General features: G+C 34.8%; 12 protein-coding genes. 6 read left to right on the forward strand and 6 right to left on the reverse strand.

The features are described 5' to 3' along the window. Positions 1–38: 38 nt before the first annotated feature. Complete coding sequence (locus KO502_RS14645) at positions 39–413, reverse strand: MGMT family protein (protein ID WP_354668338.1); 375 nt, start codon at positions 411–413, stop codon at positions 39–41. 137 nt (positions 414–550) lie between these two features. On the opposite strand from KO502_RS14645, the gene KO502_RS14650 reads away from it, so the two are divergent. The 3 genes from KO502_RS14650 to KO502_RS14660 all read left to right on the forward strand — a co-directional run bounded on the left by KO502_RS14650 (position 551) and on the right by KO502_RS14660 (position 2,326). Next, positions 551–1,009, forward strand: a complete 459-nt coding sequence (locus tag KO502_RS14650; RefSeq protein ID WP_216023313.1) for a YaiI/YqxD family protein — start codon at positions 551–553, stop codon at positions 1,007–1,009. A gap of 98 nt (positions 1,010–1,107) precedes the next feature. Continuing rightward, complete coding sequence (locus KO502_RS14655) at positions 1,108–1,914, forward strand: ion transporter (RefSeq protein WP_216023314.1); 807 nt, start codon at positions 1,108–1,110, stop codon at positions 1,912–1,914. Between the two features lie 13 nt (positions 1,915–1,927). Next, positions 1,928–2,326, forward strand: a complete 399-nt coding sequence (locus KO502_RS14660) for a hypothetical protein (RefSeq protein WP_216023315.1) — start codon at positions 1,928–1,930, stop codon at positions 2,324–2,326. Positions 2,327–2,350: 24 nt separating this feature from the next. Here the strand turns inward: KO502_RS14660 and KO502_RS14665 are convergent, their stop codons facing one another. Both KO502_RS14665 and KO502_RS14670 read right to left on the reverse strand, forming a co-directional pair. Then, entirely contained in the window at positions 2,351–6,223 is a 3,873-nt protein-coding gene (locus KO502_RS14665; RefSeq protein WP_216023316.1) for a translocation/assembly module TamB domain-containing protein, read from the reverse strand. Beyond that, positions 6,220–7,983 carry an autotransporter assembly complex family protein gene (locus tag KO502_RS14670; protein WP_216023317.1) on the reverse strand — a complete coding sequence of 588 codons (1,764 nt, stop codon included), beginning with the start codon at positions 7,981–7,983 and terminating at the stop codon, positions 6,220–6,222. Before KO502_RS14670 ends, KO502_RS14665 begins: the two co-directional genes overlap by 4 nt. Before the next feature lie 196 nt (positions 7,984–8,179). Here KO502_RS14670 and KO502_RS14675 point away from each other — a divergent pair, with 196 nt between their 5' ends. Further along, the gene (locus tag KO502_RS14675; protein ID WP_216023318.1) at positions 8,180–9,034 is read left to right on the forward strand and encodes a universal stress protein; all 855 of its coding nucleotides are present in this window, start codon (positions 8,180–8,182) and stop codon (positions 9,032–9,034) included. A gap of 75 nt (positions 9,035–9,109) precedes the next feature. On the opposite strand, the gene KO502_RS14680 is transcribed toward KO502_RS14675, so the two are convergent. The 3 genes from KO502_RS14680 to KO502_RS14690 all read right to left on the reverse strand — a co-directional run bounded on the left by KO502_RS14680 (position 9,110) and on the right by KO502_RS14690 (position 11,647). Further along, positions 9,110–9,388 (reverse strand): hypothetical protein, encoded by a 279-nt coding sequence (locus KO502_RS14680; RefSeq protein ID WP_216023319.1) that lies wholly within the window; start codon positions 9,386–9,388, stop codon positions 9,110–9,112. Between the two features lie 129 nt (positions 9,389–9,517). Continuing rightward, complete coding sequence (locus KO502_RS14685) at positions 9,518–10,303, reverse strand: hypothetical protein (RefSeq protein ID WP_216023320.1); 786 nt, start codon at positions 10,301–10,303, stop codon at positions 9,518–9,520. A 372-nt stretch (positions 10,304–10,675) separates the two neighbouring features. Further along, positions 10,676–11,647 carry a magnesium transporter CorA family protein gene (locus KO502_RS14690; RefSeq protein WP_216023321.1) on the reverse strand — a complete coding sequence of 324 codons (972 nt, stop codon included), beginning with the start codon at positions 11,645–11,647 and terminating at the stop codon, positions 10,676–10,678. Between the two features lie 197 nt (positions 11,648–11,844). On the opposite strand from KO502_RS14690, the gene KO502_RS14695 reads away from it, so the two are divergent. Next, positions 11,845–12,870, forward strand: a complete 1,026-nt coding sequence (locus KO502_RS14695; protein WP_216023322.1) for a CNNM domain-containing protein — start codon at positions 11,845–11,847, stop codon at positions 12,868–12,870. A gap of 72 nt (positions 12,871–12,942) precedes the next feature. Beyond that, a complete protein-coding gene (locus KO502_RS14700; RefSeq protein WP_216023323.1) occupies positions 12,943–13,791 on the forward strand; it encodes a mechanosensitive ion channel family protein in 849 nt (282 codons plus the stop codon). The last annotated feature ends 60 nt before the right edge of the window (positions 13,792–13,851 follow it).

Genomic DNA, 13,851 nt, shown 5'->3' on the forward strand with positions numbered 1-13,851 from the left:
TAATCAACTTGGTATTAGTCTTTAACTAACAAAGTAACCTAAAACTCTAGAGAAAATAATATTTCCGACAAGTCGGGTTGCCATTCAAAGTCTTTTAACTTTATCTTATTACCTATCACAACAACGTTTTCTGCTTGTAAATGTTGCTTTTGTCTTTCGAACTGTTCACCACCGAGAGGAAATGATATTTTACCTTGTGAGTTAATCACTCTAAACCATGGTACGGGTTTTCCACGCCAACCTGATTTAGGTATTTTACCTAAAGACTTTCCTACTAAACGCGCTTTACCAGGCAAGCCAGCTAAGTCAGCAACCTTACCATAACTACTTACTTTGCCTTGCGGGATCTGCTGCACTGTTTGCCAGATCCGCTGATAATTGTTTTCTGTATTTTGTTTACGCTCTTTTGTCACCTTTAAACCCATTTATCTTATTAAACTTTAATGATTTATAATAAAGATTGTCATGCTATCAGCACTTAAATTGCGGTATTATAGTTAATGTTAACAGGTATATACCATATCAGAAATTTAGTAAGTTAAGGAAACACATGAAAATTTGGGTTGATGCCGATGCCTGTCCAGTGGTTATTAAAGAAATATTATTTAAAGCCGCCGATAGAGCAAAAATAACTACCACCTTAGTTGCTAACCACCATGTACGTATTCCACCATCATCTTTTATTAAATTCATGCAAGTAAGCAGTGGTTTTGATATTGCTGATGATGAAATTGTTAAACGCGTAGCAGAAAATGATTTAGTTATTACCAGCGATATAGCACTTGCCGATGAGGTTATTACGAAAAAAGGACGAGCATTAAGTCCTCGCGGTGAGTTATATACCAAAGAGAATATAAAGTCTCGGCTTAACATTCGTGATTTTATGGACACTATGCGCTCTAGCGGAGTACAAACAGGTGGCCCTTCAGCATTAAGTCAAACGGATCGACAAAACTTTGCTAATCATCTAGACCGAATTATCACCCAATATAAACAAGCTAAAGAATAATAAAAAATACCATTGATAAAACAAAAAACGACTTTATATTGTTATCACGTATAATGCCTATATATAGGCATTGCCAGACTATTAAAAGCTAATAAGACATGTACGAAACCATACAAAGCAAGTTGATTAAACTCAAAGAAAACAAAATATTTGAATTTTTTGTGGTTGCTGTAATTATTATTTCCGCCCTAGAGATTGGCGCCAAAACGTTTGAGCTACCCGATACAGCAATTTCGCTTACAGGCGTACTTGATATTTTTATTACCGTGTTCTTTTTATTTGAGATCACCGTTCGTTTTATTGCCGATCCAGATAAAAAAAACTTTTTTAAAAAAGGTTGGAATATTTTTGACTCTCTCGTAGTCGCGATCAGTTTAATACCTATCAATGACAGTGAAATGGCATTACTGGCCAGATTAGTGCGAATATTTAGAGTATTGCGTATGGTATCTGTAGTGCCTGAACTTAGAGTATTGATAAATTCTTTAATAAAAGCTTTGCCTCAATTAGGTTACGTGGTATTACTAATGTTTATTATCTTTTATATTTATGCCGCCTTTGGTAGTTATGTATTTAAAGATATAAACCCTTTCTTGTGGGGTGATATCGCAATTTCAATGCTAACGTTATTTAGAATTATGACCTTTGAAGATTGGACTGATATTCAATATGAAACAATGGCAGTATACCCTTGGTCTTGGATTTTTTATCTCACGTTTATTTTCTTTACTGCTTTTGCCTTTTTAAATATGGTGATTGGTATTGTCGTTAACGTAATGGAAGAAGAACACGCCGCAATGAAGCAAGGAAAAGAGCCTTCTTTAACTGAACTTCAAAATGAAATTAAAGAGTTAAAAGATTTAATTATGGCAAATCAAATAGTTGAAAAGCCAAAAGATAAGTAATTATTGAGAACATATGCAAACACACGGCTCATTTATTATATTTAACCAAGACAATACCTTAGTTGTAAAACCAATAGGTGCTTGGAACTATGAAACTGCTGTAATGTGCGGCCTAGAATATAAACAGCTAGTAGGTGAGTTTAAAGGAAAACCTTGGGCCTGTTTGCTAGACCTTACTGAATGGGAGTTTTTTACTCCTGATGCTGCAGCTTATATTGATGAACTTAATGCTTGGGGTAATATAAACAACCAAAAATATGAAGTAGTCATCTCTAAATCTGCACTGCAAATAGCCTTATTAGAAAAAAGCCATAAAGTATTAACAAATGTTGAAACAAAGTTTTGTGATAACATTGAAGATGCTTACCAATGGCTAGAAGAGCTAGGTGTTATTAACGTAAGCATTACCTAAAATAATACCATAAGTTTTATTTCATTATTTTATATCGAATGAGTAATAAATACTGGCTGAGCTCTCTAAGCTAGCAACTGTTTCAAGCCAAAGTCTACTGAGTATGTAAAATCTTACCGTTAGCTCATTAATAGGCTCAACAACGCCTACACCATATTTTATATAAATTTTATCACCTAAATAACCGGCAATTGAAGCTTGCTGATCATCACCTTCAATCTCAATTCTATTTACCAAGGGTAATTTTTCTAGTTCGGTTAATATACCAGAATAATTAGTAACCGCTGTACCCAAAGCCATACCTAAAGCAGCTCCACCACCACTCGATTCTACATCTAAGCCTCTGCCACGAACTAAATAAGAGAGTATTTCAGACTGTTGCATACTCGGTTTAGAAAACAGTTTTACAGTTAAGTTATTCGCTAAACCAGAAACATCAACTCCAACACTAACATCTTCTTGTTCAATACTGCGTGTCGCTTGCATTGATACATAAGGGTTATTAACAGGGCCATTAAAAGAAATATTCCCTTTAGTCATAGATAAATCTTGTCCATAAGCACGATAACGCCCTTCTGGGATCACTAAACCACCGAACAGTTGTATTGGTTGATGTGCATGTTGACTCACTTGTAATTCGCCGCCTAATCGGCCAATAAAACCTTGTCCTTCAACCTTAAAAACGTCTTTAATAATAACTCTAATATTGGTTGATATATCAAACCTAGTATCTGTTTGTGCAATTTCTCCTTCATCATTCACTATAATGACATCTTTACTTAAACTCACACTGCCTTGCGGTAACTTATCAACAGAGAGCTTACCTTCAAGCACTTCAACATTACCGCTAAAATTAAGCGCTTTTTCGGTAAGTTTGGCGTTTAAATGTGGAGAAAACGTTACCGTAAGATCAGGTGGAACTGACAACATGATTGATTCGCCATCAAGATTTACGTCTGCTTGAAATATATCCTGCCAATTAGCCCTTCCGGTAATTGTTGCTGGTTTCTTATTAACATTAAGACCGCCTGTAATTACCGCCTTTTGCCCTGAAAAATCAAGCGCTAGATTAATATCTTCAATGTTATTTATATCTCCTGAAATATTGGTCTTCCCTTGAGTTACCGCGATATTTCCGTCGATGATTGGTGATGATAAATCACCTTTTACTGACACCTTACTGTTTAATACTCCTTCAACAACGGCAAGATCAGGAACAAAAGCCTGTAAAGCTGATAAATTAAAGTCTTGTATTGTTATTTGACTTGCAACAACGCCTTTAGCTAGGTCGTAATCCGTTTTAGGCAGTTTTATTACCGTACTTGCTTTAATTGCCTCAACGCCGTCAAGGCGAGTTAATCCAATCTGAGCAGTTAACTTTTGATGACTTAATTTTTCTTGGTTTAACTTGTTCTGGTTTGACTGGTTCTGGTTCTGGTTTAAGTTGTTCTGATTTAACTCTTTATTATTTAAATTGAACGTCAAATAACCTTCCTGCCATGTTAATAATGAATATAGTGTGCCAAGACTATTAGCTTTAAAATCGCCTGCGCTTATCGCCAAGTTAGCGGCAACTATGGGTAAAGAACCTTGTTGCCAAGTCATATTAATTTGTCCATCAACTGCGCTATTAATTGCTGTATCTTTGGGCATAAATAGATTAAGTAAAGGTGCATCTATTTGAGTTGTTAACGATAAATCTCCCTGCTTTTCACTTAACGTAGCTTTATCATCTAAACATAATTTTGAGGTATTTATTTGCCAACAATGTTTATTAACCAGTAACGATTTATCGACCTCGTTATAAACAAGCGCTAAAGGCTTGTTCGATGTAAAGTCAAATTCCTCAAAAACAAAGGCGGTATTGGCCGTGTTAATACTCCATTGCGATTTGTCTGCTAGATATTGACTATTCACCAATAAATCAATGGATGAATCTCCTAACCAAGCTATATTTAATGCTTGTTTGGTTAAGTCGCCATGACTCGATAAATTAACAGTATTTACATTATGCTCGGTTAGCGATACTGCTGCGCTAGTTACGTTCACTTGGTGTTGGTGATTATCCAGTGGACTATATTGCACATCAAAACTAATATTATCACTTGATAACGTCGCCATCATCAAATCAGTAAACTGCCCCTGTAAACTAAAAACAGGTTGTTGAATAGGGCCTGTGATGGCTATTTTACTACTCAGCTGGCTACTGATATTTTCTACCCATAAATTAGTATTTTCAACACTTACGTTACCGTTAATATGCCATTGTGTATCACTATAACCGTTAAGTGTTAATGCGGTATTTCCATACTCAATCAGTACATCACTTGGTGCTACTTCCCCCTGTTGATTCATATCAATATTGGCTTTAGCGGTTAGTTTACGTTGATTAATTTCACCTTTTACAACGGAGTTTTTAACTTGTAATGCCCACTCATCATCTTGCCAAAAACCTTTACTATTAATGCTGCCTTGTACTCGCCCAGAAATATCTTGGTTAATTTCAGGTATAGTGATCCCTGAAGATTTTACACGAATATCCCATGCTATTTTTTCAGCTAATTTAAGCTCACCAGTCATACTTAAATCATTTTCATCATGCAAATCTTGCAGCGTAAAGGTATCTATTTTAATTGTATTATTTTGATGTTCTGCGGCTAAATTAAGTGCCACATTTTGATAACCTAAAGCACTAAATTCACTTTTAAAATTAAGCACCTGCTGATTCAAATCACCTTCACTTCGCAATGAAAAAGTACTTGGTGAAATAGATAGAGGTATTTGCTGATAAATATCATTTGGTAAAATAAACTGGCTAACACTAAGGTTAATCGCAAAAGGGAGGTTAGCGTCTGTTAAATTAATGCTATTTTGCGATGTAAAGCTGATTGCACCATCACTACTCGCATTAATGGCTAGTTGCGATAAATCACCCTGTAAAAACAGCTTTTGCTCGGTTTCATTAAAGTACGGAAAAGCGTCACTACTTTTAAATGAATTCTTGATAGCTAAATCAACTTGATAAGGTGCCAGGGAATTAAGCTTGCCGCTTAAAGAAATCGCATCCGTTATGGCCTCATCATTTACCGTAACTAACGTTGATGAAAGTTGGTTAATTGTCAGTTTTGTTTGCACCCAAGAGATTCTTGCTACGGTATTGATTAATGACAATTGCGTTTTATCCGCAGCATTTTTCACCTGTGTATCAACGGTTAAGCGCTTAATTGTAAAAGGTTGTATTGACAAGGTAAAAGGTATCGTTATTTTCGGTAATGCCGCTAAAGGCCAAATTGTATCGTTAGTATTATTCGCTGTTACTGCGCTGGTATTGCTAACACTTGACTCTTTTTGTTCAGAAATAATAAAACCAGCTGTTGCCAACTTTGCTTGAGCTATTTTTATAGCCGTATCATTCATTGATAACGCTGTTGAGAAGTCTGTTAAGTTTATCGCTATTGTGGGCGTATCAATATGCACCTGAGCTAATGCCAAATGCTTAATTTGTAGCGAAAATGGTAAGCTTGGTAAAGGCGGAATAACAATATCGTTAACTACCGTTGCTGTTGTCTTTGCTTCACTATCAAGTACTTTGACACTTAAAGCGCTAACACTTAATTCATCAACACATAATTGCTTTTTCCATAGACAACGTAAATGCAGCTGTAAATGTAAATCGTTAAGTTGTGTACGTACTTGTTCGTTTTCAATGCTAACTTGCGTTAACGTCAGTGCCCGTAAAAGCGCCCCACTTTTATATTCAATATGTATTGGTGTAACTTTATTAACAACAAAAACAGTTAATTGAGCGCCCCACGGCGTTGATAACAAAATAGCCAAAAAACAAAGTAGACCGGTAATAAAGGTCATTAATGTAATTTTTATACTTTGATAACTCATAACTCTGTACCAATAGTAAAGTGAATTCGCAACGAAGGATCTTCTTCACTGATGGGGTAACCTAATTCCAAACGAATAGCGCCAACGGGTGAAATATAATGAATACCTGTGCCAACTGAATAAACCAAGTTAAGTTCATTAATATTGTTAACGCTGCCCGCATCGGTAAACCACGCGCCACGCCAATTTTCGGTAAAGTAATATTGATACTCTAAGCTACCCACAATTAAGTTTGTACCACCAGTTACGATTGTTTCGCTTGACTCCCCTGGCTCACTCAGCGTTACTTCAGGGCCTATTGACTGATAGGCAAAACCGCGAATACTTTGATCACCGCCGGCATAAAAACGTAGTGATGGCGAAAGCCCTTCGCCAACTTCATCTTTTGCTACAATGTAGCCAAGCTCTGCTCTGCTCACAAAGCGATGCTTATCTGCAAATGATCTAATATATTTCCACTGCGCGTTTAAGCGTAAAAAAGAGGTCTGAGAGTCGAGAGCTTCAAAACTCCCCTCTGCGTTATAATATTCTTGAAATCCATCGGTCGGGTTTAATGCAGATCCTTGCCACGATTTATCAGTCCAAGTCATGCCTGGGATCACATAGCGCACATCACTAGTTATTCCATCAACAGTCCATTTCTCAGTAAGGTGCCTTATATAAGGTTGACGTAACATTTGATCTTTTAGGTACACTCGACCAACTTGAAATATCATAAACTTACTGGTTAAATCGGCAAAATCATCTTCTTCCACTAACGCTTTCAGTTGTAATACGTCGTTATTTGCATGTGATAATGGGATGCTGTAAATAAAGTAACCTGTTGGATTTATGGTAGAATAAGATAGTTTCGTTTCTTGTCGGTGACCCAAACGGTTAACTAATGGCGTTTTCCAACCGATAGAAATGTTTTCTTTGGTGTCGGTAGCATAACCTAAACCTAAATCGATTTGATGACTTTTCGCTTTAGTTAATGACACATCAATTGGGATAGCAGCATTTTTTGACTTATCAAGATCAGGACGAACAATAACGCTATTAAAATATTCAGTAAGGTCAAGTTCATGTTGTAAATTTTGAAGTAAGTGCTGTTGATAAAAATCATCGGCTCTAAAAGGTGTTAATGCTGTTAATACATCGGCGTTAATGTCTTCAAAATTAAAAGCAACATCACCAAAGCGGTAACGAGGACCACTGTTAAACTCGATAATAATATCTGCTGTTTGTAAGTTTTTAGGTATAGCGATAACAGATTGAGTAAATTTATTATCAAAATAGCCTCGCTCTAATGCCAATGACACCAGATCTGATTTTATTTTCTCGTATTCACCATGATTTAATTTATCTCCTTCTTTGATGGCAATAGTTCGCACTAAGTCAGTAAATGCACTGTCATTATTTGCTTCGCCCTTAATAACAACATCTAACTTTTTAATTGATGTCGGCTCATTTAACACAACATCAATAACCAGCTCCCCGTGAGTGTTATTTTGCTCACCAACAGCTTGCTCGCTAACCGATGTACTTACTTTGGCGCGATAATAACCTAAAGCTTTAAGCGCATCTTTGGTGTTTTTAGTCGCAGAAAAAACAAAAGCTGTTCGCTCATTTTCATTACTAGGTAATGTACCTAAATAAGCGTGAATATTTTGTTTTACTGCGCGAGGTAGCGCATCAGATAGGGTAACAGAAAAGGTGTCCGATGATGCAAAAGGAGAAATGAATAAAAATAAAAACAACCAAAAAACACATCTTTGCATTGAGGGTAATTACCAATAAACCTTAAAGTTATTAATTACCCATAGCATAACAGTAAATGCACTTTGGCCGATACTACTGTTTAATGATAAAAAGCTATCTATATTTGAATAGTTACTATAAATTCATAACTGTTGATTCAAGGTAATGTTTTTGAGTTTTTAGCAAATAATGGCTATTAAAGCTAAAGGAAATAAAATGATAAGCGAGCAGTTAATCTGGTTTATAGATGGACGTTATTTCTATAAAAATATCACCTTAGATAAAATAGTCCAGCTAGCTAATTCTCATAACAAACACCTTAAAATAATCATTGATGTAAAAGTACGGGCAACTGACCGCTGGTATTGGCATTCAATGGTTGATAAGTCATTAACTTCTCTTGAAGGTTTAAACAGCATTGAGAAGAAAAAGCAAAACTTACTTAGTGCGTTGCAGATGAGTGCAATTAAAGCAGATATTATAACGACGGAATCTTCTGATCATGTAAATATCATCAACGCTGAAATAGAAAAATCAACCAATAACCTAGTAATTATTGAAGATGCACCACTGAAGCTTCGCCATGCTATTTTTCAAAGGCTGACAGAAATAGACGCGCCGGTATTATTACTAAGTAAAAAAGTGTGGACTAAACCAATCAAAATTATTGGTGCGGTAGACCCATTACATGAACATGATAAACACGCAAAAATAGATGAACATATTGTTGAACACCTAAAATATTGGGCTCAAACCCTGACGGTAAAATGGCAAGTAGTACACGCCTGCTACATTTCATCGGTATTATATGAATACCAACACAAGGTGCAAAAAATGCATCAAAGTGCTTTAACGGATTTTGCAAAAAAACTTGCTATCAAAGCAGAACAATATATTTTACTTGATGGTTTACCCGAAGACGTTATAAGCACTTTTATTAATAAGCAGCATATCGACGTATTATGCATAGGCTTAGTCAATAGAAATAAGTTAAATACCTTTTGGGTAGGTAGTACAACGACTCACTTTTTGTCTGAGCCACCTTGTGATTTATTACTTATTAAGCGTTAGAGCGTGTTCTCATAAAACGGACATTTTTAGTGTTCGTTTTATCGAAGGAATGATCATTTTCGTTTAATTGCTTTGTTATATAGCCGTTCTTCTATTGTAAACGGCTAAAGCGATACCAAACATAATGATGCCAACTATAAAGCAAACAATTGAACTTGCGTATATACCAAATATTGGACTTAAAAAATCTGATACTAAATTCATTACGGCAGTATATTTATTAAAACTATTTGAAAATAACTTACCATCATCTGCCCAAGCTTTATATCCGCGATGGAAAGATAGTAAAGCCACAATAATATATAGGGTGATTAGAAAGCTAGATAATTTAAAACCAAAAACTTTTTGATTCATGTTGTTGGCTCCAAAGTCTGCAACATAATAAAGTTATATAACGCCCATATTAACAGGCTAAAAATTGTGGGCTAAAATACGAACGGAGTGAGATAGCCAGCTGTTTTTAGTCCTTGTTGAATTGTCTTGTTATGTTTCTTTGTTATAGGCCCAATGTTTATCAATATTGTATTTAGTTTTACACTTGTCACATGAAATGTGGGATGGAACTTTTAACTTATAATAATTTATAAATATGGACTCACCGCACTCACAATCGATCACAAATTGATTCGGTTTAAATTTATACTTTCCATCAATTTCTTCCTCACAAACATACATCATTCCACAATTTTCTTTTAAACAACGAATTGCTTTACCGACTTTTAATGTATCTGCATTGTGATAAATCTTATGCTTACAATCTTCACATTCAAAACTGACAGTTTTACCTAGTCTCATATCGAATGTCGTATTTACAATCGGTTCTATACGTTTAATGAACTTTTCTAACGTAGTTTGTAATTTTTGAGAAGCACTCAAATATGAATTCTGCTTTGAGATTGTTGGAGTATGTAAATAATATCCAAGCTTATTATAGATTTTCTTAATTTCTTTTAAGGTAAGAGTTTCATGATTATCCTGGAGAATAAGCTTATCTCGATCACCATTTCTATCTTCGCTGTAAATTTTTACAGAGTAACTCTGATCCGCAGTTGGCTCCATTTCTAATAGAAACTCATAGACCCTCTTCGGCAACCATTCTTGAAATTCAGATTCAGGCACTACCTTCTTGTATGTCTTCAATTTTGAATAACAAATAGATTCGATGCATTGCCTCAATTCTAAGCAAGCGTACCTCAAAGCTACTGTTTCTTTTCTTTCAACTAATTCTTTTGCACGTTCAAAACAATCACGTTTATGAAAGCTAATCATTCGGGCTCCTTGAAACATAACAGCTTATTATCAAGACCTCTCTGTAATGTCAGTCTCATAAATATAATTAATTTATATTTAATACCCCATATATTCAATAATTTAGAAAGTATAAAAACATATAATACAAATTTTTTGGCTATTACTGAGAAGTCTCTTTAACATATAAAAGTAGATAAGATATAGAAGTTTTAATTATCAATTAGTTAGCCTGTTATTTTCTTACTGTTGCCATATTGCTAAGATTTATCAGTAATACGGCAATATAATTTAAAAAAAATATTATTAGCAATATAGCTATGCTCTTTAATTAAAATTACCTATGGGTTATGTCAATAATAAGTTCACAGCTGCCATTGATTAACTGAGCAATTACAACCAACGCTTTCTTTTAAAAACAGCAATCAAAACAACAGAAATAACCGCCATTACCCCAAGTAAAATAAAATAGCCGTTTTCAAATTTAAGTTCGGGGATATACTCAAAGTTCATTCCGTAAATACCCGCCAGAAACGTTAACGGTACAAATAGCGCGGTGATCACCGTTAATATTCGCATTGTTGAGTTTAATTGATGCGAGGTTATCGACATATAACCATTAATTAAATCGCCACAAATATCGTAATACATTTGCGATAAGCTTAATAAGCGATCAAGTCGTTCACGTAAATCATTGACGGTGTGAATCTCTTTTTCAGTAATTAGATCGGTTTCGTCATCTTCCATGTAAGAGTTTAACGTATCGCCAATAGTGACATGATAGCTAAAGGTACGTCTTATTTTTACTAATCGGGAACGATGAGCGGTAATTTCTCGCATCATGTGATCGTTACCACTTACTTGAAATTTATCCTCAATAGCTTCAAGGTGCGCTTCAAAATCAAATAACTGTTGTAAATAATTACCACAACTACTATGGAATATTTTTAACGCTAAATGAATTGGGCTACGTGCTAAGTGCTTCTCGCCAGTATTATTAAATAAGCTATTTATAGCGACAGAGCTTTCTGCATGACAAGTAATTAAAATGCGTTTGCCAATAAACAGTCCTATTTGTACATGCTCAAAGGTTAAGTTTTGCTCTTTAGCAACAAAACCACGGTAAAGTAGAAAAATATAATCATCAAATAATTCAACTTTAGGCGGATGTCTATCTCGTTGTGCATCACTGATAGCTAAAGCATGACAACCAAATTCTGTTAATATTTCTTTTTCCCGTGCTCGCTCAACTTTATCTAGATCAAGCCACAAGGTAGTGGTTTCATCCTGCTGCCATTGAGCAATTAATTCTTCCCCACCTGTTTTTGTCGGTGCAGAAGGAGAAATCAACATACATTTGATCATGGTAAATCCTTAGAAATCAGTATCGAAAATAATACACGGCGATAATAAACTAACTAAAATTGATTACCTACAATAATATTAGGCTTAACTTGCAAATAAATCTTAAAAATAAAGCTTTATAATGAGTTGTTATCTCAACAGTTAACCTTGATAATCCAGTTTTAAATACATTACATACTGCTAATTAGGATCACAACATGTCTACTGAAATTATCATCTGGTTAGGTATTGTTATTTGCATCACCCATTCAGCTATTTTCTCAGGATTAAACCTTGCCTTTTTTTCTATCAGTCGTCTGCATTTAGAAGTAGAAACCAAGAAAGGTAATAAAGCCGCACAAAAAGTATTGAAGTTAAGAGATGACTCTAATTTTTTACTCTCAACTATTTTATGGGGCAATGTTGGTATTAATGTTTTATTAACTATGCTGTCAGATTCTGTTTTAACTGGCGTAAGCGCATTTTTATTTTCAACTATCGCTATTACTATTATTGGCGAAATAACTCCACAAGCTTATTTTTCAAGACACGCATTAAAAATGGGTAGCTTATTAGCACCTGTTATTCGCTTTTATCAATTTCTGTTTTATCCGGTTGCAAAACCGACAGCACTCATTTTAGACGGTTGGTTAGGAAAAGAAGGTATTACTTATCTTGAGGAAAGTGAGTTAAGAAATATTATTCGTCAGCACATTACCGCTGAAGAAGCAGATCTTAACCAAGTAGAAGGTATCGGTGCATTAAATTTTTTTGCCTTAGATGAAATCCATGTAACGCAAGAAGGGGAAATATTAGATCCTAAATCTGTTATTGCGCTACCCACCAAATTAGACTTACCTATAATTCCTAGCATACAACAAACAGCTGAAGATCCTTTTCTTTGTTTAGTAAATCAAACCAATCATAGCTGGGTTATTTTAACTAATGAAGCAGGTTACCCTTTACTTGTACTAGATGCTGATGGCTTTTCACGTGCAGCGTTATATCAAAAAGAAGGATTTGATCCTTATAATTATTGTCATCGCCCTGTTGTTATCACCGATGAAACCACTCCGCTTAATGAAGCCATATTACAGATGAAGGTAAACACTTCTACAGATAAAAATTTTGATGGGGTTATTGAGCATGACGTTTTATTAATTTGGGGCGAAACTAGACGTATTATTACTGGCGCAGATATTTTCGGATTACTGCTCAAAGGTATGCTACCTGTGGTAAAGTAGTGCATTAAAACACAAATTTAATATTAGCTATAAATAACGAGGTATATTTTTATAATGGAGTGGTTAACTACAATGTTCGATATCACAGGTTTTTCTGATTTTTTAATAAAAAATAAGTTCATTGTAACTTTTTTAGTGATTGCCACATTTTTTTTAGTTAAACATGTCATTTTAAAAATAATAAAACGTAAATCAAAAAAAGATAAACGAGCACCAATTAACACCGTAAACAACCTTTTTACCATTTTACTTATTATTATGGTTTTTAACTTGTGGTCGGAAGAAATTCAAAAGTTTGCTTTCTCTATTGCGGCTTTTATCGTGGCAATTGTGTTAGCTACCCGCGAGTTTATTCAATGTTTTATTGGCTTTATTTATATTATCTCGAGTAGACCGTTTCGCGTAGGAGATTGGATCCAAGTAGGTCCTCATGTTGGTGAAGTGCATTCAACCGATTGGGCAAAATTAACCTTGCTTGAAGTGAACCAAGATGACTATCAATATACGGGTAAAACACTCTATGTGCCGAATAGCAGTTTAATCACCTCGGTCATTAAAAACCTTAACTTTCTTAAACGTTATGCGATGCATCACTTCACTATTGTACGAGATGAAAGTGTCAACCCTTTTGATTTTTTAGATATTTTATATGAAAAAGCAAACTCATATTGTGATGGTTTTAGAGATGTTGCGGTGCGTTATAATCATCTTATTGAAAATAGATTAGATGTTAAGATTTCAGGGCCTAAACCGCATATTCAAGTAGCCACATCAGATATAGGCGATACTCAGGTATTTTTCACTATTTTTTGTCCGACCGAAAGTGCAATGAAGATTGAGCAAGAGTTAACGAAAGATTTTTTAAACTTGTGGTTTGAGCGTAAAGCAATAAAAGAACAAGAGAAAGAGCAGGCTCAATAATATTATTGTTCATTATCAACAAGCCCAATAGTAATCATCTAGTTTTAGATGATTACTGAC

This window comes from Colwellia sp. E2M01 (assembly GCF_018860585.1).
In the GTDB taxonomy this organism is placed as follows: domain Bacteria; phylum Pseudomonadota; class Gammaproteobacteria; order Enterobacterales; family Alteromonadaceae; genus Colwellia.